Source organism: Dactylosporangium siamense, from assembly GCF_016862795.1.
Taxonomy (GTDB): domain Bacteria; phylum Actinomycetota; class Actinomycetes; order Mycobacteriales; family Micromonosporaceae; genus Dactylosporangium; species Dactylosporangium siamense.
This window is the reverse complement of record NZ_BONQ01000114.1, coordinates 1-26,761: the sequence shown is the minus strand read 5'-3', so window position 1 is coordinate 26,761 and position 26,761 is coordinate 1. Positions and strand designations below refer to the sequence as shown.

Sequence of the window (26,761 nt, the reverse complement as noted above, 5' to 3'; positions counted from 1 at the left end):
ACGGTCACGGTGTTCGACTGATGGCCGTCCTGCTCATCGGCGCCACCGGCAACGTCGGCCCGCACGTCGCGCGGGCACTGCTGCGGCGCGGCGACGACCTGGTGCGGGTCCTGACCCGCGACGCCGGCCGGGCGGCGCACGTCCTGCCGCCCGGCTGCCAGGTCGTCGAGGGCGACCCCGGGGACGACGACACCGTCGTGGCCGCCGCCACCGGCGTCGACACCGTCTTCCTGCTCACCGCCCACGACCACGCCATGAGCGACCTGCAGCTGCGCATCATCCGGGCGCTGCGCCGGCTGCCAGCACGGTTCGTCAAGCTCTCCGGCACCAGCACCGCGATCAACCCCGACGGCCCGTACACCTGCCGCCAGCACTGGGAAGTCGAGCAGGTGCTGATCAACAGCGGGCAGCCGTTCACGATCGTGCGGCCCAACGCCTTCATGCAGACCCTGATCGGCACCATCATGCTGCCCGCCCTGCGCGCGACCGGTCGCATCCCCAACGCGATCGGCGACGCCGGCATCAGCCTCATCGACGCCCGCGACATCGGCGACGCCTGCGCGGTGCTGCTCACCGAGGACCGCTGGACGGGGCAGACCGTGGTGCTCACCGGCGCCCGCGCCGTCACGTACCGCGAGATCGCCGGCGTCCTCGGCGCCGAGACCGTCGACATCACCCCCGCCGACGTCCGCGACTCGCTGCTGCACCGTGGCATGCCACGGTGGGAGGCCGAGCACTTCCAGGAGATGTACCAGTTGTTCCGCGACCGCCAGTCCGAGTTCGTGACCCCGGACGTCGAGCACGTGCTGGGCCGCCCCCCGCGCGCGGTGGAGGAGTACCTCCACGAAGTATTGACGACGGCATGAGCACGACGATCAGGACCAGCGTGCTGGTCGTCGGCGGCGGCCCCGTCGGCCTGGCCGCGGCCATGGAGCTGGACCACCACGGCATCGCCTCCGTCGTGGTGGAGCCGCGCGAGCACGTGTCCTACCTGCGCCCCCGCGCGAAGACCACGTCCCCGCGCACCATGGAGCTGTTCCGGCGCTGGGGCCTCGCCGCCACCATCCGCGAACGCGCCCCGCTGCACATCGACTGGTCCAAGGACATCGTGTTCTGCACGACGGTCACCGGCCGTGAGGTGACCCGGCTGACCGGCACCCTCGGCCTCGCCCTGGCCGGCAGCGACGTGACGGCCGAACCGGGCCAGCAGGTCGCGCAGCCAATCGTCGAGCAGGCGATGCGCGACGCCCTCAACCGTCCGGAGAGCAACGCGACGCTGCTGCTGGGCAGGCGGGCGGTCGCGTTCGACGAGCGGGAAAGCACCGTCGTCGTCACCCTCGAGGACGAGCACGGCGCCACGTCGACCGTGGAGGCGGACTACGTCGTCGGCGCCGACGGTCCGCGCAGCGCGGTGCGGACCGCGATGGGCGCGGTGTACGAGGGATCCAGCCTCCCCCGCCCCAACATCAGCATCACCTTCGAGTCCGCCGAGCTCGGGGACCTGATCCCGCACGGCAACGCGGTCCAGTACTGGGTGCTCAACCCCGCCGCACCCGGGCTCGTGGGTCGCCTGAACCTGTCCGGCACCTGGTGGGCCATCGCCACCTACCGGCCCGACGAGCAGGACGACGACGGCGACGTCGACGCGACCGCGCTGGTGCACCGACTGCTCGGCCGCGAGCTGCCGATCACGGTGATCGCGACCGACCCGTGGCGGGCCCGGACCCTGATCGCCGACCGGTTCCGCAACGGCCGGCTGTTCATCGCCGGCGACGCGGCGCACCAGAACCCGCCGTGGGGCGGTCACGGGTACAACACCGGCATCGGTGACGCGATCAACCTCGGCTGGAAGCTCGCCGCCGTCGTCAACGGCTGGGCCCCGCCCGACCTGCTGGACAGCTACGAGGCCGAACGGCGCCCGATCGCACAGCGGTTCGTCGCCGCCGCCGCGGAGAACGGGCGGACCGGGCCGGCGGTGCTGGCGGCCGCGGCCGGACTGACCGCCGCGACAGCGGCCGCCACCGACGAGGCCGCGGCCGTCATCCAGGAGGCCAAGCGGATCGAGTTCCACAGCGACGGCCTGGTGTTCGGCCTGGGCTACTCCGAGTACGCGGAGGTCCAGACCACCAACGGGTCGGACTACGTCCCGGTCGCCGCCGCCGGCAACCGGCTCCCGCACACCTGGCTGCCCACCGGGCAGTCACTGTTCGACCGGCTCGGGCCCGAGTTCACGCTCATCGGCCCGAGCTGGCACGCCGCCGCGTTCGCGCGTCACGCCGAGCGGCACGGCATACCCCTGGCCGTGCTCGACGACCCCTCGCTCGGACTCGACGCGTTCTTCAGCGACCGGCTCGTGCTGGTGCGCCCCGACCAGCACATCGCATGGATCGGCGGTCCGGTCCCGGACGCCGAGGCCGCGCGGATCCTCGACCACGCGATCCGCGGAGAATGGAGACAGCAGCCATGACACCCACCGCCACTCCCTTCACCCACACCAGCGCCAACGGCCTCACCGTCACCGGCCGGCGTAACACCCCGCAGCACGACGCCGCCGAAACGGCGCAGATCCCGCTGGTCATCGCGATCCACGGCGGCACGTACACCTCCGAGTACTTCGACATCCCCGGCCACTCGCTGCTGGACCGCGCCGCCGCGCTCGGCGTCCCCGTCATCGCGATCGACCGGCCCGGTTACCTGGGCAGCACCCACGTCGAGCCCGGCGAGTCGATCATCCTGGCCAACGCGGAGGCCCTCGACCAGGTCATCGGCGAGCTGTGGCGGGAGCACGGCGCCGGCCACGCCGGGGTGTTCCTCATCGGCCACTCGATCGGCGGCGCCGTCACCACCGCGATCGCCGCCCGGGAGCCCGCGTGGCCGCTGCTGGGCATCGCCGTGTCCGGTTGCCTGCTGCAGGTGCCGGACGGGCCGCGGCTGGCGTTCGACGCGCTGCCCGACATCCTGATGATCGACCTGCCGGGGCCGATGAAGGACAGCGTCATGTTCGGCCCGGCCTGGACGCACGCCACGACGATGCCGGACCTGAGCCACAGCTCCGACACGTCGGTGCCGCGGGCCGAGCTGATCGACATCAACAACGGCTGGATCAGCCGGGTGCGCGACGTCAACGCCCAGGTCAAGGTGCCGGTGCACGCCCGGCAGGGCGAGTTCGACGCGCTGTGGATCACCGACGCCGGCCAGGCCGCCGACTACGCCGCCTCGTTCACCGCGGCGCCGGTCGTCGACGGGCGCCTGGTGCTCAACGCCGGGCACTGCGTCGACTTCCACAACGCGGGCGCGGCCCTGCAGCTGAGCCAGCTGGCGTTCGCCCTGGAGGTCAGCGTGGCGAAGGCTCCTTCGTGAGCGCGGTCGCGCTCACGAACGTGCGGGTGTTCGACGGGGTGAAGCTCGGCGACCCGACGACGGTCGGCGTCGACGGCGGGTTGATCACCGCAGCCACGAAACACGCCGAGCGGGTCGACTGCCACGGCGCCGCGCTGCTGCCCGGGCTCATCGACACGCACGTCCACGTCACCGAGGTCGCGCACCTGCGGGTCGCGGCCCGGTGGGGGGTCACCACGATGCTCGACATGGGCTGCTGGGACGCCGGCATCCCCGGCAAGCTCAAGGGCCTGCCGGGCCTGCCCGACGTCCGCATCGCCGGCAACCTCGCCAACGCGCCCGGCTCGCACTTCGTCAAGCACATGGGCTTCGGGCCGTCCAGCACCGTGACGGGGCCGCAGGACGCGACCCGGTTCGTCGCGGACCGGGTCGCTGAGGGCTCCGACTACATCAAGATCGCCGTCGAGGATCCGAAGATCCCCGGCACGAAGGCGCTGAGCCCGGAAACCGTGACCGCGGTCGTCGAGGCGGCGCACACCGCCGGGCTGCTGACGATCGCGCACGTGGTCAGCGCCGACACGCTCACCGTCGCCATCCGGGCCGGGGCGGACATCGTCACCCACACGGCACTGACCAGCGAGCTGGACGCCGAGTTCGAGGCGCTGCTGGCCCGGCGGCAGGTGGTGATCGTGCCGACGCTGACCATGATGGACGGTGTCGTGCGCAACATCGGCGGCAAGCTGATCATGCGGGTGCTGGGGACCGTGATTCCCGGGATGCGGATGCGGTACGACCATGCCACCGCCACCGTGGCGACCTTCCGCAAGGCGGGCATGACGGTCCTCGTCGGCACCGACAGCAACGACAACGTCAAGACACCCGCCCAGGTGCCCTACGGCGAGTCGATCCACGAGGAACTGCACCGGCTCGTGGCAGCCGGTCTCAGCCCGGCCGAGGCGCTGCGCGGCGCCACGTCGGCCGCGGCGGGCACGTTCGGCCTGTCCGACCGGGGCGTCATCGCCCCCGGCCGCCGCGCCGACCTGCTCCTCGTCGGCGGCGACCCGACCGTCGACATCGCCGCGACCCGCGACATCCGCGGCGTCTGGATCGGCGGCACCCGCGTCCGCTAGCGCTTCGAAAGGCAACCACATGATCGTGGTCACCGCCGCCAACGGCAACCAGGGGCGGCTGCTGATCCCCAAGCTGATCGAGGCGAAGCTGCCGGTCCGGGCGTGCGTGCAGTCGGCGGCCTCGGCCGACCGGCTGCGCGCCCTCGGGGTCCCGGACGTGGTCGTCGGCGACGTCAGCGACCCCGCGGTCGCGGCCCGGGCCATGCGCGACGCGCAGCAGGTCTACCACATCGGCCCGACCCTGCATCCGCGCGAACGGGAGATGGGGTTCGCCGTCGTCGACGCGGCCCGCGCCGCGGGCGTGCGGCACTTCGTGTTCAGCTCGGTCCTGCACGCCATCACCACCGACCTCGTCCAGCACGAGATCAAACGCGACGTCGAGGAGCACCTGCTGTCCTCCGGCCTGGAGTTCACCATCCTCCAGCCGGCCAACTACATGCTGCCGCTGAAGCTCGAGCCGGTCTTCGCGCGGGGCGTGTTCGAGCTGTCCTGGTCCCTGGAGCGCCGCCAGTCCATGGTCGACCTCGACGACGTCACCGACGTGGCCCGCACCGTCCTCGCCGAAGGCGAGCGGCACCACGGCGCCACGTATGAGCTGGTCGGCCCCGGCCGGTACACCGCGCACGAACTCGGCGACATCATCTCCCGGGTGCTGCAGCGGCCGATCGAGGTGCGGCAGATCGACGCCGACACCTACCTCAAGGCATGGGTGGGTGACGGCGACCCGGCGCAGTTCACCCACCAGATCCGCGTGCTGCGGTCCATCACCACCCGCTACAGCAGCCATGACTTCGTGGGCAACCCCAACGTGCTCACCTGGCTGCTGGGCCGCCCACCCACCACCTTCGAAGCCTACGTGCGCCGCCACGTCCTACGCCGCCACGCGAACGGAGTCACATGAACCTCACCGGGAACACCGTCCTCATCACCGGCGGCGGCAGCGGTATCGGCCGCGGGCTCGCCGAGGAACTGCACCGGCGCGGCAACACGGTCATCGTCGCCGGCCGGCGCCTCGAGGCCCTGGAGCAGGTCGCCGCGGCCAACCCGGGCATGCGTTGTGTCCGGTTGGACGTGTCCGACCCGGCCTCGATCGCCGCCGCGGTGCCCCGGCTGATCGCCGAACACCCGTCGCTGAACGTCGTGGTCAACAACGCGGGCATCATGTTCGGCGACGACCCCGCCGAGCCGATCGACGACGCCCAGCTGACCGCGATCGTGGCCACGAACCTGCTCGGGCCGATCCGGCTGAACTCGGCATTCATCACCCACCTGCGGGCGCTGCCGTCCGCCACGATCATCAACGTCAGCTCGATGCTCGGCTACGCGCCCCTCGCATCCTCGACGTTGTACTCCGCGACGAAGGCCGCCCTGCACTCCTACACCCTGGCGTTGCGCTACCGGCTGCGGGACACCGGCGTGGCGGTCTTGGAGATCGCGCCGCCCTACACGCAGACCGCCCTCATGGACGTGAACCTGACCGACCCCAGGGCCATGCCGCTGGAGGAGTACCTGGCGGAGACCATGGCGGTGCTCGCCACCGACGAAGTCGAGGTCCTGGTGCAGCGGGCGGCGCTGCGCCGCGACGTGCAGCGTCCCGACGAGGTCGGGGTGACGCAGCGCTTCAACGACCTGATGGGCGGCTGACCGTTTCTGGTTACCTCTTGGGTCGCCGGTTGCTATTTTTGCGAGCCGGCTGTCCGAAAATGATCAGAACGGCGCCGGGCCACTGCCGGCCAGGGACATCAGCACCTGGGTCGCGAGCAGCCGCCGCACGTTGGTGACGGCGACCGTGCCGATCTGCTCATACGGCAGCTCCAGCTGCAGCCCGTCGGTCGCGTTGCGGACCTCCGCGTTGACCTCGTTGGGCCGGAACGTGCCGCTCCAGCCGTTGAGGTTGCCGCGGTTGTTGGTGCCGAGCGAAGCCATGCCGGTGACCCGTGCCCCGTTGGCGAGGATCAGCGTTGCAGGTCCCGAGTAGGTGGTCATATGTATGACCGTATCGGCTGGCGCCCGCCCGGGTCCACGTAAGCCCCACGCACGCGGGTTCGAGGTTGGCCACGTCACCCTCCGGGGCCGCAGGGCTAATCAGGGCGAACCGGACGGCGCGAACCGCCGAATGCACCACGACTCCGGCGACAAGTCCATCGACTCACACCGATGACGCTCCTAGTGTCGGTCGGGCCCGGCACGACCGGGCCGACCAGCGAACCGAGGAGCCGGCAATGACAGGCCAGCGCAACGATCCGCACGACACCACCGACGAGACCCGCACCGGTGGACCCGCCCTCACCCGCAAGCAGCTGCTGCGCGCCGCGCTCGTCGCCGCGCCGCTGCCGATCCTGCTCGCCGGTGTCCCGGCGCTCGCCCGGGACGGCGCCGCCGGGGAGGACCTCGAGCCGACGCCGATGTGCGACGACGGCGACGACGAGACCCCGCCGCAGATGGAGGGCCCCTACTTCAAGCCGAACTCGCCACAGCGCACCGCGATCGCGGCCGGGCTGCCCGGCACCAGGCTCACCGTGTCCGGCTACGTCTTCGGTACGTCGTGCCAGCCGATCGCCGGTGCCCTGCTGGACTTCTGGCAGGCCGACAACGCCGGCGCGTACGACAACGTGGGGTACCGGCTGCGCGGGCACCAGTACACGAACGGCCAGGGAGCGTTCAGCCTCACCACGATCGTGCCCGGCCTGTACCCGGGACGGACCCGCCACCTGCACGTGAAGGTCCAGGCGCCCGGCCGGCCGATCCTCACCACGCAGCTGTACTTCCCGGGCGAGCCACGAAACTCGACCGACAGCCTCTACGACCCGCGGCTGCTGATGACGGTCCGCTCCGCCGGCGGCGGCCGCGAGGCGACGTTCGACGTCGTGCTCGACGTCCCAGGCGTCCCGCCGACCACACCGCCGACGACGCCCCCGACCACGCCCCCGTCGACACCCCCGAGCACGCCGGGCGGGACCTGGGCGGCCGGGCAGAGCTACGCGGCCGGCGCGCAGGTCACCTACGGCGGCGTGGCGTACCGCTGCCTGCAGGGACACACCGCACAGCCCGGCTGGGAACCGCCGAACGTGCCCGCACTCTGGCAACGCCTGTGACTACCCGGTCGCCAGGAACGGCCAGACCTCGTCCCAGCTGACCTGGAAGTCGTGCCCGGCGAGGCGCACCCGGAACAGCTCCACGTCGCCGGGGCGGGCGGGCAGCACCGCGACGACCCGCCGCCGGTCGCCCGGCCGCCCCGGCAGGTGCACCTCGTCACCGACGGCGGGCACCGGCGGCGTCTCGTAGCACAGCAGCCGCCGCCGGAACGCCGCCGTCCGCCACTCTGGATCGGACCGGCACACGGTCGGCACGTCCGGCACCGTCCCCTTTGCCGTTCCGGGCACCGGGTACGTGGCGAGTGCTTCGAGCAGTTGCGGGCCGTGGTATCGCCAGGTCCGCCGGCCGGGCAGGGTCAGGTCACCGTCGAGGTGCCGGACGGCCCGGTCGGCGACCACTGCCGGCTCTGGCAGCAGCCCGTCGAACCAGTGCCAGGTCCGCTGGCCGCCGGGCTCGGTCCCGGGCGGCTCGATCACCGTCGACCAGCCGCGGTCACTGCCCCACTCGACGGCGAAGCAGGGCGTCGCCGGGTGCGCGCCGACCGCCCGGGCCAGGTCGATCACCAGCCGGCCGCGCAGGTCGAGCCCCGACCGGTCCAGCTCGCGGCAGAGCACGGCGACGCCCCGCTCACCGAGTGCTCGCTCGACCGCCAGGAGGTATCCGAGCTGCGGATACCGGTCCGGGTCGGGTTCACCGGCCGCGGCGCGCAGCGCCATGATGCCGGCGGTCGCCTCGAGCAGCTGCGGGACGCCGTCGCCCCAACCGGCGACCAGGGTGCGCGCGGCCAGGTCGAGCTCGAACCCCTCGACGTCACGGACGCCCGCGAGGACGATGAACGCCTCAGCCCGCCGCACCGTCGACACGCCGGCAGATCCTACCGGCCTATGGCGCGCTTGCCGTTCCGGCGGCGCTTGCCGTTCCGGCGGCGCTTGCCGTTTCATGGTAAGTCGATAGAGTTTATAGGTATGTCGATCGACCTCACCGATGAGCATGAGTACGACGCGCTACGCACGCGCCAGTGGCTGGCCGGCGAGGCCGACGCGCGCGGCCTGTCCCGCCGGCACCTGTTGCGCCTCGGCGCGGCCGCCGCCGTCGCCGCGCCGCTGGTCGGTGCCGCCGCCGCTCCGGCCACTGCTGCCGTCGCCGGACCCGCGCCCACCGGGCCGATCCGCAAGCCGTTGCCGCCGGAGCTGTTCTCCACGTTCGGCACCAACGCCGAGACGCGCTGGGAGGCGATGGCCGGACAGGGGTACTACACGCCCACCGACCGGTTCTTCGTGCGCAACCACACCAGTACCCCGACGATCGACGCGACGACGTGGCGCCTGGAGCTGTTCGGCAGCGGCCTGCGGCACGGACCCGTCGAGCTGTCGCTGCGGGACCTGCACCGGCTGCCGAGCGTCACGTACGACGCCGCGATCGAGTGCACCGGCAACGGGCGCAGCTTCTTCACCACCCAGCAGGGCCAGACGGTCAGCGGCACCGCCTGGAAGCTCGGCGCGGTCGGCGTCGGCCGCTGGCGCGGGGTGCGGCTGTCCACCGTGCTGCACCGCGCCGGGATCCGCCCCGACGCGGTCGACGTGCTCCCCGAGGGCCTCGACGACGAGTGGGTCACCGGCGGGGTCAACCTCGGCCGGGTGCGCCGCCCGCTGCCGGTAGCCAAGGCGATGCGGGACGTGCTGCTGGCGTACGAGCTGAACGGCGAACCGCTCCCGCCCGACCACGGCTACCCGGTGCGGGTGGTGGTGCCGGGCTGGATCGGCATCGCCGCGATCAAGTGGCTGGGCCGCATCGAGGTGTCCACCGCCCCGCTGTTCTCGCCGTGGAACACCCAGTTCTACCGGCGCTTCGGCCCCGGCTACCCCACCGAGGGCGAGCTGCTCAGCCGGCAGGTGGTGAAGAGCGCGTTCGAGCTGCCGTGGCAGGCCACCCTCACCGGCGGCCGGACCCAGGTGCTGCACGGCCGGTCGTGGTCCGGCAACGGCCCGATCCGCCGGGTCGAGGTCAGCACCGACGGCGGCACCTCCTGGCACCCGGCGACACCGAACGGCCGGCGCGGCGGGGCCTGGCAGCAGTGGAGCTACCGCTGGCGGCCGGCCGGACCGGGCGCCTACACGCTGCGGGCGCGGGCGGTCGACGTGACGGGCGCGAGCCAGCCCGACGTGACCCCGTTCAACACCCTCGGCTATCTCTTCGACGCGGTCGTCGCCCACCCGGTGACGGTCGCCTGAGTCACAGATTCCGTCCTCACCACTTGAACAATCTGTTGAAAACAGATCGTTCAACTGGCATGCTCCGAAGGTATGACGGAAATGTTGACGTTCCCCGACCCTGGGGCGCGGCGCGCGGCGCGGGTATATGCCGCGCTGGCCCACCTCACCGAGCGCCACGCCGGATCGCCCGAGCTGCGCTCGCGGCACACCCACGCGGACGTCGCCGCCCCGCACGAGGTGGTCCGCGTCGCCGCGGCGATGGCCGCCGGCTCGATCCCGCCGGCCCCGGACGAGCCCCCGCTGGACAGGTCCGACCTGGTCGCAGCGCTGACCCTGCTCCCCGAGGTGCGGGCGGAAGTGGACGCCACGGAGCTCTACCTGCTCAGAACCGCCCGCGCCCGCGAAATGACCTGGCAGGACATCGCACTGAGCCTCGGCCTGGGCACCCCACAAGCAGCCCGGCAGCGCTACGAACGGCTGGAGGCCCGGAGCGACCCAGCGACATGATCGGCGGATCCGCCCGAGCGGCTCGATGCCGCTGGATACCGCCGGCTGGACAGCCTCTCTGGTGCCGTGGCCGGAAACGCCGGTCGGGTTGATCAGACCGCCGCCTTGGCGGTGGTCTGGCCCCAGCGGCGTTGCCGTTCGCGGTCGACCCGGGCGCGTTCGCGGCGTTGCACGGCCAGGACATCGGGCGCCGGGCGTTGGCGTTGGCGTTGGCGTTGGCGTTGGCGTTGGCGTTGGCGTTGCGCCAGCGTGCGGCAGCGTGCGGCAGCGTGCGGCAGGTCATGGACGGCAGCGAGGTCGAGTGGCCGTGCCGACGCGCAGAAAAGTCGCGCAGAGCCTGGGCGGTCGGGGCGGTTGGACCCAGCGACGACGAACGTTCGTAGCGCCCCGAAGTGCGCCTCGACCGGGTTTGCCCACGACGACTATTTGCGCAGGCTCCACGGGCGACCGGCTGGCCGAGTTGAACCGGTGGGTCACCTCACGCACCGCGTCCCTCACCACCTTGTACGAGGCGGCGATCGCCGATGGGTCACCTCACGCACCGCGTCCCTCGCCACCTTGCACGAGGCGGCGATCGCCGACACGGCGCTCCCGCTGGCCGAGGCCATGGTGACCATCGCTCGCCGCAACCGGATCGGTGACCCGGTCCCACGCCGCACGATCTGCTGGAGTCGCCGGCCCTCGTCGTCACCGAGCCGGCGCACCCGAACAGGATCTGCCGTCCCGACAGCCTCGACCCTTCCGACCCGAACCGCGAACGCCAACCGGCGGGTGTCCGACCCGGCCAACGTTCGCGGTCACGGCCTCAGCCCGGGCCGGTGACGACGCCGTGTTCCCAGGCCCAGGCGGCGATCTCGACCCGGTTGCGCAGGCCGAGCTTGGCCTGGATGCCCGACACGTGGCTCTTGACGGTGCTCAGCGAGATGAACAGCTCCGCGGCGACCTCCAGGTTCGTGCGCCCTCGGGCGATCGAGCGGACCACGTCGGTCTCCCGGTCCGTCAACGGTTTCGCGCCCTTCGCCGGCGTCGCCGGCACCGCCATGGAGCGCAGCAGCCGCACCGTCACCGACGGCGAGATGAGCGCGTCCCCGGCGTGCGCGGCCCGGACCGCCTCGACGAGCAGTGCCGGTCCGGCGTCCTTGAGCAGGAAGCCGGTGGCGCCGCCACGAATTGCGCCGTAGACATACTCGTCGAGGTCGAACGTGGTGACCACGACGACCCGCAGCGGGTCGGCGACACCGGGGCCGGCCAGCGCCCGCGTCACCTCGAGACCGTCGGCGCCCGGCATGCGGATGTCCACCAGCGACACGTCGGGCCGCAGCCGGCGGGCAAGGTCGATCGCCGTGAGCCCGTCGGCCGCTTCGGCGACCACGGCCATGTCCTGCTGGTGCTCAAGGATCATCCGCAGCCCGCCACGGATCATCGCCTGATCGTCAGCGATCAACACCCGGATCGTCATCGCACTCCCGACAGAAGCACCAGCCACAGCCCACCACGGACCACCGCCTGATCGTCAGCAACCAACACCCGCACCCTCATCGCACCCCCGACAGAAGCACCAGCCACAGCCCACCACGGACCACCGCCTGATCGTCAGCAACCAACACCCGGATCGTCATCGCACGCCCGACAGCGGGACGGTGCCGTGCACCCGCCAGCCGCCGCCCGGACCAGGCCCTGCCGACAGCTCGCCGCCGAGTGCTTCGACCCGCTCGCGCATGCCCACGATCCCGTATCCACTGTGGACGGTCTCCGGACCGTCAGCACCGTCGTCGGCGACGAGCACCTCGACCGAGCCATCCACTTCGGACAACTCGACGGTGACACTGCGGGCATGCGGCGCGTGCCGGACGACGTTGGTCAGGGACTCCTGCACGAGCCGGTGGACCGCACCGGTCACCTCCGCGGGCCAGTGCCGCTCCTCCGGCGGCAGCTGCAGATGCACGGCCGGCCCGACCCGCTCGAACCGCCGCACGAGGTCGGCGATCCGCTCGGGTCCCGCCGCCACCGCCCAGCTGCCGGGGTCCTCGGCCGGGTCGTCGCGCAGCAGCCCGACGACCCGGCGGACCGCGGCGAGGGCCTCGGCGCCGGCGGCCTCGATCCCGGCGAACGACTCCCCCGCCTTCACCGGGTCGTCGCAGGCGACCAGCTGCGCCGCCTGGGCCTGCACGACGATGCCGGTGACGTGGTGGGCGACGACGTCGTGCAGCTCGCGGGCGATGGTGAGGCGTTCGTCGCGGCGGACCGCCTCCACCGCGGCGAGCCGACGCGCGTCGAGCAACCGCAGCGCCCCACCGGTGAGGGCGCCGCCGGCCCAGGCGAGCCCGCCGAACACGGTGACGGCGAACGCCCCGGACGAGCCCGGGTGGCTGGACGCGCCGACGGCGACCACCGCCAGGCCGGCCGCGGCGACCGTGGCGACCGTGCGGACCGGCGCGACCCGCGTCACCGACCCGACGAGGACGGCGAGGGCAAGGGCGGTCGCCGGCCCGGGCTCGGCCGGCAGCCCGGCTACCTGCGCCGCGGCCACCGCCACCGCCGCGACGGCAAGCCCTACAGCCGCGGCCCGCACCGGGCCGCGGTGCCGCAGCAGGGCGGCCGCGCCGGCCAGGGTCCCGGCGGCGGCACCGGGCAGGAAGTAGGCGCCGCCCCAGCTGGCCGCGATCGCCGCCGCCGTGCCGGCCACGACCACGGCGAGCGCGACGGCCAGGCCGAGGTTCCCGACGAGTTTCACGCCACCAGCGTACGAGCGTGGTGGTGGCCGCGAACCGGTCAAAAGTACGGCCGGGGCGGCCCGTCTCCGGACCGATGTGCGCCGGAAACGCACCGCCGACGATGGGCGCATGGTCACTTCCGGCACCACCCCGGCCCTCGCCACCGAGGGCCTCACCAGACGCTACGGACGGCGGGTCGCTCTCGCCGACTGCACCTTGCGGATCCCGCCCGGGCGGGTTGTCGGGCTCGTCGGGCCCAACGGCGCCGGCAAGTCGACGCTGCTGCAGCTCGCCTGCGGCCTGCTCGCCCCGACGTCGGGGAAGGTGTCGGTGCTCGGCGCGCGGCCCGGGACACGGCTGGCCCGGGTCGGGTTCGTCGCCCAGGACACACCGGTGTATGCGGCGCTGAGCGTCGCGGACCACCTGCGCCTCGGCGCCCGGCTCAACCCGGCCTGGGACGCCGCGTTCGCGGCCCGCCGGGTCGCCGCGCTCGGCCTCGACCCGCGGCAACGCGCCGGCCGGCTCTCGGGCGGGCAGCGGGCCCAGCTGGCGCTGACCGTCGCCGCCGCGAAACGGCCCGAGCTGCTGATCCTCGACGAGCCGGTGGCCGCCCTCGATCCCCTTGCGCGGGAAGGGTTCCTGCGCACGCTGGTCGAGTCGGTGGCCGAGCTCGGCGCGACCGCCGTGCTGTCCTCGCACCTGCTGTCGGACGTCGAGCGGGTCTGCGATCACCTGGTCGTGCTCACCGGCGGCCGGGTCCGCCTGGCCGGCGATGTCACCGCCCTGCTGGACGCCCACCACCGGGCGACGGCACCACCGCCGCCGGGCGCCGACGTCGTGCACGGCGCGATCGTGCGGGGACCGCTGCCGGCCGGGACCGGCGCCGGACCGGTCCAGCTGGAGGAGCTCGTCCTGGCATACCTGCGCGGCGAGGGGGACCCGCGATGACCTGGCTCGCCTGGCGGCAGCTGCGGGCCCAGTTGCTGGTGACCGGCGTCGCGGTTGCCGTGCTGGCCGTGTATCTCGTCGTGCTCGGCACGCAGATCCGCGGTGGGCATCACGACGCCGTCGCGTCCTGCGGCGACGCGTGCGGCTCCGCGCTGCGGGAGTTCCAGTCCCGCTTCCAGGGGCAGCTGTATCTGCTCGACGCGCTGCTGCTGGTGACGCCCACGCTGCTCGGCATGTTCTGGGGCGCGCCGCTCGTCGCCCGGGAGCTGGAGACCGGCACGCACCGCCTGGTGTGGAACCAGAGCGTGTCCAGGCGCCGCTGGCTGGTCGTGCGGTTGGCCGTGGTGACCGCGGCCGCGGCGGCGCTGACCGGACTGTTCAGCCTGCTGCTGACCTGGGCTGCCAGCCCGTATGACGCGGTTGCGGCGGACCGGTTCACCGCGCTGCTGTTCGGTGCCCGCAATCTCGTGCCCGTCGCGTACACCTGCTGCGGTGTCGTGCTCGGCGCCTTAGCGGGGCTCGTGCTGCGCCGGACCGTGCCCGCGATGGCGGTGACGGCGTTGCTGTTCGCCGCGATCCAGGTCGCCGTGCCGATCGTCGTCCGGCCGCATCTGGGCACGCCGGTGCACAGTTCGCGGGCGATGTCCGCGGAGGCGATCCGGAACCTGAGCTTCCTCGGCGCGAAGGCGGACGTCGAGGGCCTCAGCGCGCCGAACGTCTGGGTGGTGTCGAACAGCAAGCTGCTGACCGCCGACGGCCGGACCGTCGACCTCGACCGCTATCACGGCTGCCTGTCCGGCCAGTTCGACGTCATGGCGCAGTGCGTGGCCGCCCTGGACCTGCACGTCGACGTGGCCTATCACCCGGGCGGGCGCTACTGGCGGTTCCAATGGCTGGAGTCGCTGCTGTTCCTCACCGCGGCCCTGGCGCTGACCGGCGTGGCCCTGTGGCGGATCAGGGTCGCATAGGCTGGGCGGGTGGACGCCTACCTCGCGCGCATCGGTGTGCCTCGGCCTGCCGCCGCCGACCTCGCCACACTGCGCCTGCTGCAACGCGCGCACCTGGGCACGGTGCCGTTCGAGAACCTCAGCGTCAAACTGGGCGAGGAGATCGTGCTGAGGGCCGCCGCGCTCGTCGCGAAGATCGTCGACCGGCGGCGCGGCGGCTTCTGCTACGAGCTCAACGGCGCGTTCGCCGCGCTGCTCACCGACCTCGGCTACGAGGTGACCCTGCACTCCTGCCGGGTGTGGACGGGCCGGCGGTTCGGCGTGCCGCTCGACCACATGGCGGTGCGGGTGCAGCTCGACTCGCCGTACCTCGTCGACGTCGGGTTCGGCAGGTTCGCGCACTACCCGTTGCGGTTGGACAGCACCGACCCGCAACCCGACCCGGGCGGCGTCTACGAGGTGATCCCCCAGGGCCCCGACCTCGCCATCCGCGGCGACGGCACCTGGGAGTACCTGCTCGACCAGCGCCCGTACGAACTGTTCGACTTCACCCCGTTGGCCTGGTGGCACCGCACCGCACCGGAGTCGAACTTCACCAGGAAGCTGACCTGCTCGATCCTCACCGGCACCGGCCGGGCCACGATCAGCGGCCGGACCTTGATCACCACCGTCGGCACCGAACGCATCGAACGCGTCCTCGACGACGATTCGGAGTTCCTGGCGGTGTACCGCGACACCTTCGGCATCACCCTCGACGCCGTCCCGGCGGCCATCGCGGGCTGATACCTGCGGCCATCCCGGCGCGCGGCTGTTCGTCGATCTGCAGGGGCACAGCGAAGGCCAGCTCCGGCGCGCGGGCCCTGCGTTCGTCACGGGGCCGGCCGACTCCGGCGCGCGGGGCCCCGCGATGGTCACGGGCCCCGCGATGGTCACTGGGCCCCCCGCGATGGTCACGGGCCCCCCGCGGTGGTCACGGGGCCCCCGCGGTGGTCACGGGGCCCCCGCGGTGGTCACGGGGCCCCCGCGGTGGTCACGGGGGCCCCGCGGTGGGCTATGCGACCCGCAGGTCGTCGATCGCCCAGTACCAGTTGTTGCTCGCGTCGTAGTAGCGGAACTTGACGACCATCCGGGTCGCGCCGGCCGGCACCGCCACCGTCAGCGACTCGACCTTCGCCCGGGCGTCCGCGGTGTAGCGCTTGACCAGGACGTCGGCGCCGCCGTTGAACGAGACCAGGACGTCGGCCTTCTGGGCGCCCTCCTGCCGGTAGTGCGTCACGTAGTTGAGGCGGACCGTGGTGCCGGGGCTCACGGTGTACGACGGGGACAGCAGGGTCGAGTCGAAGCTCGTGCCGCCGGACTTGTCGTTGAACTCGTCGGAGTCCGCGACCGCGAACACGCCGCGGGTGCGCATCGCGTTCTCCCGCTCCTGGCCGCTCTGCGCCCGGCTCCAGAACTCGTCGGTCGCGAAGGTCCATCCGCGCCATTCGGTGACGCCGCCCGACGGCATGCGGCTGCGGTCCACCGACCAGCCGGCCGGCGCGTTCGGCGTCCAGCCCTGAAGCGACGCGGGGATGCCGGTCTCGTCGACGCGCGACTGCAGCGACGGTGCCAGGGTGTCGAACGCGTCGGTGGAGCGGGTCGAGATCGGCTTGCCGTCCAGGGCCGCGCCGACGCCGAAGTGCGCGAGGGCGCTGGATGCGACATCGGCGAGCCGGGTGTCGACCGGGCGGGCGCCCGCCGCGACCCCGGCGCCCTTCGCCAGGACGAACGTGCGTCGCTCGTCGATGCCGCAGCCGCCGTGGCCGCCGCCGGGCGAGAGGTGGCCATGGTCGGTCGTCACGATGATCAGCCAGTCCTCGGAGGCATAGGTGGGACGGGCCGAGATCGCGGCGAGCAGCTGACCCAGCTGCTGGTCCTGCTTCTCAATCGCGGTCCGGTACGCCGTGCCGGTGCCGCTGGCGTGTGCCACGACGTCGGTGTTGCCCAGGTACACGAAGGAGGCGTCCGGGTTCTCGTTGCGGAGCCGGTTCACCGCGTCATTCGTGATCTTCACGTCGGCGCTGACGTAACCCTCGGAGTCGCCGTTGAAGGTCACCCGGGTGTCGATGGCGGCGCCGAAGGTGCCCTGGGTGTGCAGGACCGCCCAGTCGACCGCGGAGTAGGTGCGGTAGGCCGGGTTCGCCTGCTCGAGGCGGGTGAGGAAGTCGGGGTACGTCGCGTACTGCTTGCCCGCGAAGGTGTTGTCCTTCACGCCGTGCTTGTCGGGGAACACGCCGGTCGCGATCGTCGACCAGCCGGGCCCGCTCGACGAGGCGGCGACGCCCGGGCAGTACACCAGGCTCTCGCCGAGTGTGCCGGTGGCGGCGAGCCCGTCGAGGTTGGGCGCGTTCGCCGCGACGACTCCCGCCCAGTTGAGCCCGTCCATGCCGACGACCAGCAGCTTCTTGGTCCCGGCGGCATGCGCGGGGACGGCTACGGCCACGGCGCCGGCGAGTGCCATGCCGGTGGCCAGCGCGCCGGCCAGGACGGTCCTTCGGATCGATCGTTGCATCGGGTACCTCCGACTCGGGGTCACGTCGCAACGATCGAAATCAATGAGGATGAACGACATCACTCCGGCGGGCAGGTTTCCGGATAACAGGTCCGGACCAATTTGGTCGGATGAGGAGCAGTGCGGTCGCGCCGGCGGCCAGGTACAGCGCGGCCTGGAGGTCGAGCATGGGCATGATGCCGATCCGGTCGGCGAGCAGACCGGCGGCCAGCATCCCCACGCCGCTGCTGCCGTCGAAGATCGCGCCGAAGACGCCGAACACGCGCCCGCGCACCTGGTCGGTCGTCTCCTGCTGCAACAGGCTGATCAGGCCGGTGAGCATGGCGATCCCCGGCGCGCCGACCAGGATGAACAGGGCGATGTAGACCGGCAGCGCGTCGGTCACCGCGGGCCCGTTCCACACCGCGAACGACAGCAGCCCGAACGCCCCGGCTCCGGCGGCGACGAGCGTGGCCGGCCCCGGGGTGCGCCGCGCGGTGGCCAGCAGCAGGCCCAGGCCGATCGAGCCGATCGCCTGGACGCCGCGCAGCAGGCCGGTCTCCGTGGCGCCGCCGCCGAGCTCGCGGACCACCCACACCACGAACAGCACGGCGAAGATGCCTTGGGCGCAGCCGGCGAGAGCGGCGATCGCCAGGCCGATCCGGATCCGCCGCCCGCCGAAGGCGATCCCGCCGCCGGCCGGCTCCTGGTGGGTCTCGGTGACGGCCCTGGCGCCCGGGGCGATGCCGGCGATGAGCACCGCCGCGACGGCGAACGTGACCAGATCGACCACCACGATGACCGGCAGGCCGCTGAGGGTGAGCAGCAGCCCGCCCAGCGCGCCGCCGACCAGCCGCCCCAGGTTCTGGTTGAGCCCGACGAGGGAGTTCGCCGCCACCAGTTGCTCCGGCGGGACCAAGGTTGGCAGGAGCGCGTTCTTCGCCGGGCCGAACAGCGTGAGCATGGCCGCCTCGACGGCGATCACGGCGTACAGCACGGGCAGGTCGCCGCGGTCGTGCACGAGCAGCAGCGGCAGCAGCGCGACCGCCTGGACGGCCGTGATGCCGACCAGCATCCGGCGACGGTCCCACCGGTCGGCGAGGTGCCCGGCGACCGGTCCCAGCAGGACCGCCGGGGCCAGCTCGACGAGGAACGCGAACGACGTCTGCAGCGGCGAGCCGGTCAGCTGGAACACGAGGATCGGCAGCGCGACCAGCAGCAGCCAGTCACCGGTGTCGGAGATGAACCCGGCCAGCCACAGCCGGCGGAAGTCACGATGCGCCAGCGGACCCTGCTTCATGGGACGTCCCTTCGGTCAGCGGGAAACCGTGGAAGCCGAAGTGCACCGTCTCGGCACCGTCGGGGCTGTCGTCACGGGTCGCCGCGATGTACGGGCGGATCAGCGCGTCGATCTGATCGCCGAGCGTGCGCAGCTCGGTGGGGGTGAGCCGGAGCGTGTACAGGCCGTACTGCTCGGCGTCGCGCCACTGCGCCGGCGACCGGTCGCGGCGGGCCAGTCGCTCGCGGACGAGGCGCTGGTCGCGCTGGACGGCGATGGCCGCGATCACCGCCGCCTGCTGACCGGCCGGCGAGTCCGGGTCGGCGTCTGGCGGCACGTCGAAGCCGGTCACGAGGGCCCGCCACGGCCGCTCCCGCGCGTCGGTGGAGTCGTCCGGCGCGACGAGCCCCGCCTTGGCCAGGGCCCGCAGGTGGTAGCTGCAGTTGGACGGGGTGTCGCCGACCGCTCGCGCGCACTGCGAGGCGGTCGCCGGGCCACCGGAGATGAGGTGGTTCAGCAGCTCGTAGCGCACCGGGTGGGCCAGGGCCCGCAGTGCCTCCGGCTCGGTGATCGTCCGCCGCGTTTCGCGCCCCACGCCTGCCACCCTTCTGAAAGACTCTTTCAGAGTCTCACAGTTCACCGCAGATGTAAAAGTGTCTTTCAGATATTGCCGGCCAGAACCTGTCCGCATCTGCCGGCATCGTTCGTCGCAGGGGGCCACACGCCCGAAGCCGACGCTGAGGAGTCCATGTCATGAGCACCGACGTCACGCCGTTCCGGGTCGCCGTCGATCAGGCCGAGCTGGACGATCTGCGCCGCCGCCTCACCGGCGTGCGCTGGCCCGCCCAGGTGCCCGGCGCGGGCTGGAGCCGGGGCGTGCCGGTCGAGCACCTCAAGGACCTGGTCGAACGCTGGGCGACGACGTTCGACTGGCGGGACGTCGAAGATCGGATCAACCGGCACCCGCAGTACACCACCCGCATCGACGATCAGAACATCCACTTCCTGCACGTCCGCTCACCCCACGAGGGGGCGCTGCCACTGCTGCTCGCGCACGGCTGGCCCGGCTCGGTCACCGAGTTCCTGCAGGTCATCGAGCCACTCACGAACCCCGCCGACCCGGCCGACGCCTTCCACCTGGTCATCCCGTCCCACCCGAACTTCGGGTTCAGCGGACCGGCCGGCGCCGGGTGGGACTCGTGGCGCGTCGCGACCGCGTACGCGACCCTGATGGCCCGCCTCGGCTACGACCGCTACGGCGCGCAGGGCGGCGACTTCGGTGCCTTCATCGCCCCCGACCTCGGCCGCGTCGACCCCGACCACGTCGTCGGCGTGCACGTCAACGCCGCCTCGGTCGGGTTCATCCCCTTCGGCGACCTGCCCGAGGGGACCGTCCTCACCGACTCGGAACAGGTCCGCTACGACCGGATGCAGCAGTACCTCAACGACGGGAACGGCTACTTCCAGATCCAGGCGACCCGCCCGCACACGCTGGGCTTCGCCCTCGCCGACTCCCCCGTCGGGCAGCTCGCCTGGATCGGCGAGAAGTTCCACGACTGGGCCCTGCCGGCCGGCTCGATCGACGCCGACCACGTGCTGACCCACGCGACGCTGTACTGGCTGACGAACACCGGCGGCTCATCGGCGCAGATGTACTACGAGTCGATGCACTCCAAGCACTGGCCGACCCCGTCCACGGTGCCGACCGGCGTGGCGAACTTCGCCGAGGACATCGCGATCCGCCGGTTCGCCGAGCCGCTGAACACCATCACCCACTGGGCCGAGTACGACCGCGGCGGCCACTTCGCCGCCCTCGAGGTGCCGGACCTGTTCGTCGACGAGGTCCGCACCTTCTTCCGCACCGTGCGCTGACTGCCTACTGAATGCACTTGTAGCCTGCCGCAACCGAGGTGTCGCACAGGTAGCACCATCTGGCCGGGACGGTCTCGTGACCCATCGCCGCGTAGACGGTCCGGTCGGCGTCGCCGGCCTTCTCCCAGACGCGGGCGAAGTACCGCACGATCCAGCGGTCCGCCTCCGGCGGCCAGCTCCACAGGGTCGCCTGGACCGCGACATCCTCGTCGCCCCACCACAGGTCCGCCGGGCCGGTGGCTTCGGGCACCGGCGGTGGCAGCCACCGCTCGTCGACCATCGGCAGGACGTCCGGCGGCGTGCGGCAGGCGAACGTCTGGTGGTGCCGCCAGCCACGCACCTCCGCGAGCAGCGCGTGCTTCTCGATCCGCTGGTCGACCGACCGGTCGATCCGCCGGCACCGCCATTCACCCAGGTCCATGACGGTGCCGCCGTCGAGCAGCACCTCCACGCCCCAGGTCCAGTCACCGTCCACGATGCCGTCGAACCCGAGCCCCAACGGCGTGTCGACGAACCGCGCTCCGCGGAGCCCGTGGTGCATGTCGTTGCCACCGAACCCCGGGTAGCACAGGCCGCCGTACCGCTCCTCGAACCGCACCAGGACGTCGGCGAGCTCTGCGGTGGCCGGCACTCCCGAGGGCAGCACGGCGTCCGACCGGATGGCCGCGGCGTCCATGTGCGGCTGCCACGTCGCGTGCCGAGCCAGGAACCGGCGGGCACGCCCGGTCAGCTCAGGATCGTCAAGCACAGAGATGCGCGCAACAGTACCAACGCCCGGCGCCCTGACGACGCCACCGCACTGCGACGACCCGTCCAACGCCCTACGTCGAAGCACTCGACCCACACTGCCGACAACTGGCCCGGACCTCAGCTTCAACCACCCGCCGACCTCGGCCCCCCAAACGCACCGGCACCGGCGATCGGCCCACGTCTCAGCGGCCCGGCCGACGAGCCGTCTGCGACCACCGGGACAGCGACCACCGAGACTTTGACCACCGCCGAGGAAGCGGGCACCGGTCGGGCGGCGGGCATCGTCGGTGAGCTCAACGCCGTCGACGTCCTGCCGGTGGCGCACGGGCTGGGGTCGGGCGGCTACTCGTCGAGGACGGGTTGGCGGAGGTCGCACCCAACGTCCCGGAGGCAACGGCGACCACCACGGCGAACGCTGGAGGGTCGGGCGGCTGCTCGTCGAGGACGGTTGGTGGAGCTCGCACCCGGCGTCCCGGAGACAACGGCGACCACCACGGCGATCGAAGGGATGCTCGACCGCGCCGATGCCGGACCGGCAGCCGAAGGTCGCCGTGTCGCAGTCGAATCGCAGTGACGAGGCGGCTGCCAGACCTCGCCGAGGCGGCAGCGATGGCCACAAGGGACAGGCTCGGACATGATCCGGCGGACACGACGCTCCCCGACCGAGCCGCCGGCCATGCCGAGCTCCCCTCGCAGCACGTCCGTGCGGTGCGCAGCCGGTCGTTTCGGCGCTGGGCGCAGCGGGCCCGGGCGGCGCGACAGCGGGCCCGGGCAGCGCGACAGCGGGCCCGGGCAGCGCGACAGCGGGCCCGGGCGGCGCGACAGCGGGCCCGGGCAGCGCGACAGCGGCCACGTCGGCCCCGGCCACGACAGGTCCCGGCGGAGCGGACGCGGATCGAACAGCCGCAACCGCGGGTGCCGCACGGACAGGCGCAGGACGACAGGGCGCGCCGGGCGGGGCGGAGACCACCGCACCGGGCAGGGCGGAGACCGTCTGCTCCCGCTCGGCGGCAAGCTCGTCCAGCAACCGGGCGCTCCGCACCCGTGCCAGCTTCGTCGCGTGGCGGGCGGCCAGGCCGTGCACCCGGGCCTCCGCGAGCTCCGCCCGAACCCGCACCCGCTCCTCACGCCGACGGCAGTGCTCAGCCCGGGCTGCTGCGAGCCGCGCGTCCCAATCAATGGTGTCGAACGACGTGACGGTCCCGGAATCCGGTGCGTCCAAAGAGAAATATGGTCTGGGCACGTGCCGCCTCCCCCCGGTAGGCGCTACCCCGTCAATGCTCGAGGCCGCACGCTCCCGTGTCCAGCGCCATGACCCGCCGCGATCGGACCACCACGCAGCGACAGGACAGCGCGTCAGTCGACGGCGAGGGCGGGGCGCCGAGCCTGGGTCCAGCGCCAGCCGAGCTGGACGAGCAGGGTCACCGCGACCGCGACGGTGAACGTGGCCGGGGTGCCGAGGCGTTCGACGAGGACGGCGACGAGCAGGCAGAAGACCGCGAAGCCGAGCAGGCCGCGCGGGACGCCCTGCAGGGTGCGCACGGCACCGTCGGTGCCCTGTTGGGCGAGGACGAACGCGGCCACGACGCTCGTCGCGATCGGGAACGGGGCGAGGACGCCGGTCATCGACGGGCCGACGGTCGCCGCGGCCGTGGTCACCGTGACGACGAGCGCCGCGGTGGCCAGGGCCCGGCCGGGCAGGTCCCACCAAAGCCAAACCGGCGAAGCCGAAGACACCGAGGAAGCCGGCACCGGCGGGAAGGCCCGAAGAGCGAGCCAGGCGGTCGTCAGCACCACGGCGAACGCGGCGAACACGGGAAGGTGCAGGCGCGCGAGGCCGAGGTCGAGGGCCAGGGTCACGAGCCACGCCACGGACAGCGCGCCGAGCCAGCCGGTCCGGCGGGAGCACCAGGCGAACACGACCGTGAACGCCGCCAGGGAGACCAGGCCGAGCAGGGCCGACGACGTGGCGCGGGCGCCGAAGTGGGAGCCCTGCTCGAGGCAGGTGACGAGGAGGATCGGGCCGGCGACGATCGGCAGGGCCACGAGGGTGCCGGCGACCGGTGCGCCCCAGCGGCGGCCCGCGAGGGACGATCCGACGACGAGGAGCGGGGCCAGCAGCAGCTTCAGGAGCAGCAGCGTCACGGAGCAGGGGTTTCCTGCTCCGCCTCGACCTGGGCATTCCAGTCGCGCTTGGAGGACTGCCAGCCGTCCTCGTCGTGGCCGAGGCGCCAGTAGCCGGAGATCGACAGCCGGTCGAGGGGGACGCCGCGGTCCAGGCGCAGGTGCCGGCGCAGCTCCTTGACGAAGCCGGCCTCGCCGTGGACGAAGGCGTGCACGTCGTCGCCGTGCCAGGTGACGGCGGCGACCGCTTCGACGAGGGCCTCGCCGTAGGGCCGGCCGGCGCGGCGCAGCCAGGTGACGCCGGGGATCTTCTGCTCCTCGCGGGCGTCGGCGACCTCGACGAACGCCTCGACGGTGGCGCCTTCGGGGATGCGCTCCAGGGTGGCGGCGATCGCCGGCAGGGCGCTCTCGTCGCCGGCGAGGAGGTGCCAGGCGGCGGCCGCGTCGGGGGCGTACTTGCCGCCGGGGCCGCCGAAGACGATCTCGTCGCCGGGCCGGGCCGCGACCGCCCACTGCGCGGCGAGGCCGGTGTCGCCGTGGATGACGAAGTCCAGGGTGACCTCACGGGTGGAAGGGTCCCAGTCACGCACGGTGTACGTGCGGGTCACCGGCCACTGCTCGCGGGGCAGGTCGGCCCGGATCGCGGCGAGGTCGAACGGCTGCGGGTAGACGACCCCGGCGGGCGGGAACATCAGCTTCACGTAATGATCGGTGTACTGTCCGGCGTCGAACCTGGCGAGGCCCTCGCCGCCGAGCACCACGCGGTGCATGTTCGGGGTGAGCCGCTCGGTGCGCACCACCCGCCCGGTGTGTGCCTGCGGTGCCCGCCGCGCCGGTTGCTCTGCCATCACGCCCCAACGGTATACGCCACGATCACCGAGGTAGGTGCCCCCCAGCATTCCGCCGTTGGTGTCAAGCTGTGACGAGCGGTGCTGCCGGGGTCATGCCCGTCCCCGGCAGCACCGCCCACACCGAAAGCAGCGCACAGAAAGCGTGTTCGGTCGTCACCGCATCGCCCAGGTCGTGGCGGGCACGCCGGTATTAAGGTGCGTCCATGGGATACGGCGTGATGGCCTACCGGGTCGACATCGACAAGCTCAGCGCGCTGTGTGGCAGCGGCGACAACCAGATGCGGCGGGTGATCTGCGGCCGGTTCCGCACCGACATCACCCGGCTCAACGACGACCTCGACTGCTCCAACGACCGCGGCGCACCATCGGTCTTCACCGCGATCGAGCATCTCGTGATGGGCGGCGACAAGACGCTGCCCGGCCACCTGTACGGCTACGGCTTCAAGTACATCGTCCAGTTCTCCGGCCGGTCCCTGAACAACGGGCACTTCTACCCGTGCCCGTCGTCGTACCTGGACAGCACCGTCGACCCGGCGCTGAAGGCCACCGGCGCGCAGATCAGCATGTCGGATCTCATCTACCGCGGCGCACCGGTCGACTTCCCGTCGCCGGACGACTTCCCGTCCATCGGGTACTGGACCGCGGACGAGGTCACCGCCGCCGCCGAACCGCTGCGGTCCGGCACGACGGACGAGGTCCGCGCGGTCGCCGCCTGGACCGCCGACGCCGCCACCGCACATCAGGGCATCATCGGCTTCTACCACTGACGTGAAGACGCTGACCGCCCAGCGGGCTGCCCGGCTCGCCAGGAGGGCGGCGGCCGGACCGGATGGCAGCGTGCTCGCCCGCCGGGCGTGGCGGCTGCTGCTCGCCGCCGGCGACGCCGGGGACCGCGAGGCGATCGACGCCGTGTGGAACCAGTGGCTGCGGGAGCCACGGCAGGACGCGTTCGACGCCCTGCGCCGGTGGCGGCCCGGCTTCGTCCGCGACGTCTGCGAGCTGGCGGTGTCGCCGACGGTGGGACCCGCCAGCCGGGCCCGGATGGCGGCGATCTGCGCCGAGCAGGGCATCGTCCCGGACGACGCCACCGAACGGGTCGTGTTCCAGCTGCTCACCGGACAGTTCGAGAAGGTCCACGACAGCGACCCCGCACTGCTCGCCGAGGGCTATCAGGCCGCCGCCCCCGCGGTCCGCGCCATGCTGCGTGACGCGCTCGCCGCCGACGGGGACTTCGACCTTCCCCGGATTCTCACCGGCACGGACGGCATCGAGGAGGCCGAGCTCCTCGCCGGCCATTTCGCCGCGGCCCGCGACTGGGACCGCCTGTGGCGGCTCACCACGGAGCTGCCGGCGCGCGCGGCGGTCACGGCCGTGCGCCGGTTCGGCGACTGGCGTCCCGACGGCCCGGCGGCGCGGGCGCTGTTCGCACGGCTGGCCCGCAGCGACCCGGACGTGATCGAACAGGCCGAGCTGGAGCTGCGGGCGGCGTCGGTCCGCATCCCGATCGAGTCCCACCTGACCGCCGCGGCCTTCGCCCCGGACGGCCGCAGCATCGTGCTCGCCGCCGGCGACGGCAGGTGGCGCGCCGACCCCGTGCGGCGCTACGCACTTCCCGACGGCGGGAAGCTCGCGCAGTGGCCGATCATCCTCTACGAGGGCGCCCTGTTGGATCTCGGTGACGTGGTGCTGCTGGAGGAGCGCAACTCCACGTACCGGCTCGACGAGCTGACCGCCGAGGGGTACCGGACGCTGCATCGCGATGCGACGCACCACCGGACCGGCAACGGCCGGCCCGTCCAGGCCGACGACGGGTTCGTCACCACCGTCGACGGGCACGAGCTGCTCATCGGTGCCGGCCGACCTCTGACGGTGCAACGGATCCCGGCGCTGCGGCTGCCGCCACCGCGCTGGTCCCGGTGCCGGCCGGTCGCCGCGGACCCGCGCAGCGGCAGGCTGGCCGTGGCCGGGCCGCGCAGCATCGCGGTCCTGGCCCCGACCCGGCAGGCGGTCGCCTGGACCGACGACACCCGCCCGATCGACGCGGCCGCGTTCCTGGATCCGGAGCAGCTCGTCACCAGCGACGGGGTGCACCTCACCCGCTGGGAGATCGACGGGCGGCGGCTGGTGCCGGCGGCGACCCGCCCGCACGCGGGCCTCACCCACGTGACCGCGCTGCGCGACCGCGGCCAGGTGCTCGCCGTCGGGCCGCACGGGTTCGCGCAACGGACCCGGCTGAGGCTCTTCGACGCCGAGTCGCTCGACCCGGCCGGGGAGCTGCCGGACCTGTTCGACCGCCCGTCGCGGTGCGTGTGGGCGTCGCCGGACGGCGGCCGGATCGTGTTCTCCGACCGGGACGGCATCGCACACGTGCACGACGTGGTCAGCGAGTCGGTCCTCGACGCGCTGACCCGCCCCGCGGTGCGGCTCGGCGCCGTCGACGCCGAACGGCTCCCCCCCCCCC

The 26,761-nt window shown here is 72.7% G+C and carries 25 protein-coding genes; 15 read left to right on the top strand and 10 right to left on the bottom strand.

Going from position 1 to position 26,761, the window contains the following annotated elements:
- The 6 genes from Dsi01nite_RS36600 to Dsi01nite_RS36575 form a co-directional block, all read left to right on the top strand.
- Positions 1-866, top strand: an 866-nt coding sequence (locus Dsi01nite_RS36600; RefSeq protein ID WP_203850953.1) for an NAD(P)H-binding protein, incomplete at its 5' end; no start/stop codon positions are given.
- The gene (locus Dsi01nite_RS36595) at positions 863-2,467 is read left to right on the top strand and encodes an FAD-dependent monooxygenase (protein ID WP_203850952.1); all 1,605 of its coding nucleotides are present in this window, start codon (positions 863-865) and stop codon (positions 2,465-2,467) included. The genes Dsi01nite_RS36600 and Dsi01nite_RS36595, both read left to right, overlap by 4 nt.
- The gene (locus Dsi01nite_RS36590) at positions 2,464-3,360 is read left to right on the top strand and encodes an alpha/beta hydrolase (protein WP_203850951.1); all 897 of its coding nucleotides are present in this window, start codon (positions 2,464-2,466) and stop codon (positions 3,358-3,360) included. Before Dsi01nite_RS36595 ends, Dsi01nite_RS36590 begins: the two co-directional genes overlap by 4 nt.
- Complete coding sequence (locus Dsi01nite_RS36585) at positions 3,357-4,469, top strand: amidohydrolase family protein (protein WP_203850950.1); 1,113 nt, start codon at positions 3,357-3,359, stop codon at positions 4,467-4,469. The genes Dsi01nite_RS36590 and Dsi01nite_RS36585 overlap by 4 nt, the downstream gene beginning before the upstream one ends.
- Positions 4,470-4,488: 19 nt before the next feature.
- Positions 4,489-5,370, top strand: coding sequence for an SDR family oxidoreductase (locus Dsi01nite_RS36580; protein WP_203850949.1), 882 nt, complete (start codon positions 4,489-4,491; stop codon positions 5,368-5,370).
- Positions 5,367-6,113 carry an SDR family oxidoreductase gene (locus tag Dsi01nite_RS36575; protein WP_203850948.1) on the top strand — a complete coding sequence of 249 codons (747 nt, stop codon included), beginning with the start codon at positions 5,367-5,369 and terminating at the stop codon, positions 6,111-6,113. The genes Dsi01nite_RS36580 and Dsi01nite_RS36575 overlap by 4 nt, the downstream gene beginning before the upstream one ends.
- Before the next feature lie 63 nt (positions 6,114-6,176).
- Here Dsi01nite_RS36575 and Dsi01nite_RS36570 read toward each other — a convergent pair whose 3' ends face one another.
- Positions 6,177-6,455: a hypothetical protein gene (locus Dsi01nite_RS36570; RefSeq protein WP_203850947.1), complete on the bottom strand. Its 279-nt coding sequence runs from the start codon at positions 6,453-6,455 to the stop codon at positions 6,177-6,179.
- A 236-nt stretch (positions 6,456-6,691) separates the two neighbouring features.
- Here Dsi01nite_RS36570 and Dsi01nite_RS36565 point away from each other — a divergent pair, with 236 nt between their 5' ends.
- A complete protein-coding gene (locus tag Dsi01nite_RS36565) occupies positions 6,692-7,564 on the top strand; it encodes a dioxygenase family protein (protein WP_203850946.1) in 873 nt (290 codons plus the stop codon).
- Here the strand turns inward: Dsi01nite_RS36565 and Dsi01nite_RS36560 are convergent, their stop codons facing one another.
- Positions 7,565-8,428 carry a DUF6292 family protein gene (locus Dsi01nite_RS36560; RefSeq protein ID WP_203850945.1) on the bottom strand — a complete coding sequence of 288 codons (864 nt, stop codon included), beginning with the start codon at positions 8,426-8,428 and terminating at the stop codon, positions 7,565-7,567.
- Positions 8,429-8,530: 102 nt separating this feature from the next.
- Here Dsi01nite_RS36560 and Dsi01nite_RS36555 point away from each other — a divergent pair, with 102 nt between their 5' ends.
- A complete protein-coding gene (locus tag Dsi01nite_RS36555; protein WP_203850944.1) occupies positions 8,531-9,796 on the top strand; it encodes a sulfite oxidase in 1,266 nt (421 codons plus the stop codon).
- Positions 9,797-9,868: 72 nt separating this feature from the next.
- Positions 9,869-10,285, top strand: coding sequence for a DNA-binding protein (locus Dsi01nite_RS36550; protein WP_203850943.1), 417 nt, complete (start codon positions 9,869-9,871; stop codon positions 10,283-10,285).
- An 805-nt stretch (positions 10,286-11,090) separates the two neighbouring features.
- Here Dsi01nite_RS36550 and Dsi01nite_RS36545 read toward each other — a convergent pair.
- Positions 11,091-11,744: a response regulator gene (locus tag Dsi01nite_RS36545; RefSeq protein WP_203850942.1), complete on the bottom strand. Its 654-nt coding sequence runs from the start codon at positions 11,742-11,744 to the stop codon at positions 11,091-11,093.
- A gap of 156 nt (positions 11,745-11,900) precedes the next feature.
- A complete protein-coding gene (locus tag Dsi01nite_RS36540; RefSeq protein ID WP_203850941.1) occupies positions 11,901-13,019 on the bottom strand; it encodes a sensor histidine kinase in 1,119 nt (372 codons plus the stop codon).
- Between the two features lie 109 nt (positions 13,020-13,128).
- Here Dsi01nite_RS36540 and Dsi01nite_RS36535 point away from each other — a divergent pair, with 109 nt between their 5' ends.
- Genes Dsi01nite_RS36535 through Dsi01nite_RS36525 form a run of 3 tightly spaced genes read left to right on the top strand, consistent with a single transcriptional unit; the run spans position 13,129 to position 15,677 of the window.
- Positions 13,129-13,947 carry an ABC transporter ATP-binding protein gene (locus Dsi01nite_RS36535; protein ID WP_203850940.1) on the top strand — a complete coding sequence of 273 codons (819 nt, stop codon included), beginning with the start codon at positions 13,129-13,131 and terminating at the stop codon, positions 13,945-13,947.
- On the top strand, positions 13,944-14,915 hold the full coding sequence (locus tag Dsi01nite_RS36530; RefSeq protein ID WP_203850939.1) for an ABC-2 membrane transporter-related protein: 972 nt from the start codon (positions 13,944-13,946) through the stop codon (positions 14,913-14,915). The genes Dsi01nite_RS36535 and Dsi01nite_RS36530 overlap by 4 nt, the downstream gene beginning before the upstream one ends.
- Positions 14,916-14,924: 9 nt before the next feature.
- Positions 14,925-15,677 carry an arylamine N-acetyltransferase family protein gene (locus Dsi01nite_RS36525; protein ID WP_203850938.1) on the top strand — a complete coding sequence of 251 codons (753 nt, stop codon included), beginning with the start codon at positions 14,925-14,927 and terminating at the stop codon, positions 15,675-15,677.
- 268 nt (positions 15,678-15,945) lie between these two features.
- Here the strand turns inward: Dsi01nite_RS36525 and Dsi01nite_RS36520 are convergent, their stop codons facing one another.
- The 3 genes from Dsi01nite_RS36520 to Dsi01nite_RS36510 are packed head-to-tail and all read right to left on the bottom strand — an operon-like array spanning position 15,946 to position 19,298.
- The gene (locus Dsi01nite_RS36520) at positions 15,946-17,445 is read right to left on the bottom strand and encodes an alkaline phosphatase family protein (RefSeq protein ID WP_203850937.1); all 1,500 of its coding nucleotides are present in this window, start codon (positions 17,443-17,445) and stop codon (positions 15,946-15,948) included.
- Between the two features lie 40 nt (positions 17,446-17,485).
- A complete protein-coding gene (locus Dsi01nite_RS36515) occupies positions 17,486-18,724 on the bottom strand; it encodes an MFS transporter (protein WP_203850936.1) in 1,239 nt (412 codons plus the stop codon).
- Entirely contained in the window at positions 18,696-19,298 is a 603-nt protein-coding gene (locus Dsi01nite_RS36510; protein ID WP_203850935.1) for a winged helix-turn-helix domain-containing protein, read from the bottom strand. The genes Dsi01nite_RS36515 and Dsi01nite_RS36510 overlap by 29 nt, the downstream gene beginning before the upstream one ends.
- Positions 19,299-19,456: 158 nt before the next feature.
- Between Dsi01nite_RS36510 and Dsi01nite_RS36505 the strand changes: the two genes are divergently transcribed.
- Positions 19,457-20,575, top strand: coding sequence for an epoxide hydrolase family protein (locus tag Dsi01nite_RS36505; protein WP_203850934.1), 1,119 nt, complete (start codon positions 19,457-19,459; stop codon positions 20,573-20,575).
- Positions 20,576-20,579: 4 nt separating this feature from the next.
- On the opposite strand, the gene Dsi01nite_RS36500 is transcribed toward Dsi01nite_RS36505, so the two are convergent.
- From Dsi01nite_RS36500 to Dsi01nite_RS36490, 3 genes are all read right to left on the bottom strand, one after another.
- Positions 20,580-21,251 (bottom strand): hypothetical protein, encoded by a 672-nt coding sequence (locus Dsi01nite_RS36500; RefSeq protein WP_203850933.1) that lies wholly within the window; start codon positions 21,249-21,251, stop codon positions 20,580-20,582.
- A gap of 1,430 nt (positions 21,252-22,681) precedes the next feature.
- Positions 22,682-23,470, bottom strand: coding sequence for a hypothetical protein (locus Dsi01nite_RS36495; RefSeq protein ID WP_203850932.1), 789 nt, complete (start codon positions 23,468-23,470; stop codon positions 22,682-22,684).
- A complete protein-coding gene (locus Dsi01nite_RS36490) occupies positions 23,467-24,297 on the bottom strand; it encodes a siderophore-interacting protein (protein ID WP_203850954.1) in 831 nt (276 codons plus the stop codon). The genes Dsi01nite_RS36495 and Dsi01nite_RS36490 overlap by 4 nt, the downstream gene beginning before the upstream one ends.
- A 206-nt stretch (positions 24,298-24,503) precedes the next feature.
- Between Dsi01nite_RS36490 and Dsi01nite_RS36485 the strand changes: the two genes are divergently transcribed.
- A complete protein-coding gene (locus tag Dsi01nite_RS36485) occupies positions 24,504-25,067 on the top strand; it encodes a DUF7691 family protein (protein WP_203850931.1) in 564 nt (187 codons plus the stop codon).
- Position 25,068: 1 nt separating this feature from the next.
- Positions 25,069-26,761 (top strand): WD40 repeat domain-containing protein (locus tag Dsi01nite_RS36480; protein WP_203850930.1); only part of this gene is annotated, 1,693 nt, incomplete at its 3' end.

Excerpts from the sequence above, each read along its gene's own strand:
- Dsi01nite_RS36555 (WP_203850944.1), top strand. The coding sequence starts at position 8,531 with ATGTCGATCGACCTCACCGATGAGCATGAGTACGACGCGCTACGCACG.
- Dsi01nite_RS36535 (WP_203850940.1), top strand. The coding sequence starts at position 13,129 with ATGGTCACTTCCGGCACCACCCCGGCCCTCGCCACCGAGGGCCTCACC.
- Dsi01nite_RS36485 (WP_203850931.1), top strand. The coding sequence starts at position 24,504 with ATGGGATACGGCGTGATGGCCTACCGGGTCGACATCGACAAGCTCAGC.
- Dsi01nite_RS36575 (WP_203850948.1), top strand. The coding sequence starts at position 5,367 with ATGAACCTCACCGGGAACACCGTCCTCATCACCGGCGGCGGCAGCGGT.
- Dsi01nite_RS36520 (WP_203850937.1), bottom strand. The coding sequence starts at position 17,445 with ATGCAACGATCGATCCGAAGGACCGTCCTGGCCGGCGCGCTGGCCACC.
- Dsi01nite_RS36550 (WP_203850943.1), top strand. The coding sequence starts at position 9,869 with ATGACGGAAATGTTGACGTTCCCCGACCCTGGGGCGCGGCGCGCGGCG.
- Dsi01nite_RS36580 (WP_203850949.1), top strand. The coding sequence starts at position 4,489 with ATGATCGTGGTCACCGCCGCCAACGGCAACCAGGGGCGGCTGCTGATC.
- Dsi01nite_RS36590 (WP_203850951.1), top strand. The coding sequence starts at position 2,464 with ATGACACCCACCGCCACTCCCTTCACCCACACCAGCGCCAACGGCCTC.
- Dsi01nite_RS36515 (WP_203850936.1), bottom strand. The coding sequence starts at position 18,724 with ATGAAGCAGGGTCCGCTGGCGCATCGTGACTTCCGCCGGCTGTGGCTG.
- Dsi01nite_RS36595 (WP_203850952.1), top strand. The coding sequence starts at position 863 with ATGAGCACGACGATCAGGACCAGCGTGCTGGTCGTCGGCGGCGGCCCC.
- Dsi01nite_RS36490 (WP_203850954.1), bottom strand. The coding sequence starts at position 24,297 with ATGGCAGAGCAACCGGCGCGGCGGGCACCGCAGGCACACACCGGGCGG.
- Dsi01nite_RS36530 (WP_203850939.1), top strand. The coding sequence starts at position 13,944 with ATGACCTGGCTCGCCTGGCGGCAGCTGCGGGCCCAGTTGCTGGTGACC.
- Dsi01nite_RS36565 (WP_203850946.1), top strand. The coding sequence starts at position 6,692 with ATGACAGGCCAGCGCAACGATCCGCACGACACCACCGACGAGACCCGC.
- Dsi01nite_RS36545 (WP_203850942.1), bottom strand. The coding sequence starts at position 11,744 with ATGACGATCCGGGTGTTGATCGCTGACGATCAGGCGATGATCCGTGGC.
- Dsi01nite_RS36500 (WP_203850933.1), bottom strand. The coding sequence starts at position 21,251 with ATGGACGCCGCGGCCATCCGGTCGGACGCCGTGCTGCCCTCGGGAGTG.
- Dsi01nite_RS36570 (WP_203850947.1), bottom strand. The coding sequence starts at position 6,455 with ATGACCACCTACTCGGGACCTGCAACGCTGATCCTCGCCAACGGGGCA.
- Dsi01nite_RS36505 (WP_203850934.1), top strand. The coding sequence starts at position 19,457 with ATGAGCACCGACGTCACGCCGTTCCGGGTCGCCGTCGATCAGGCCGAG.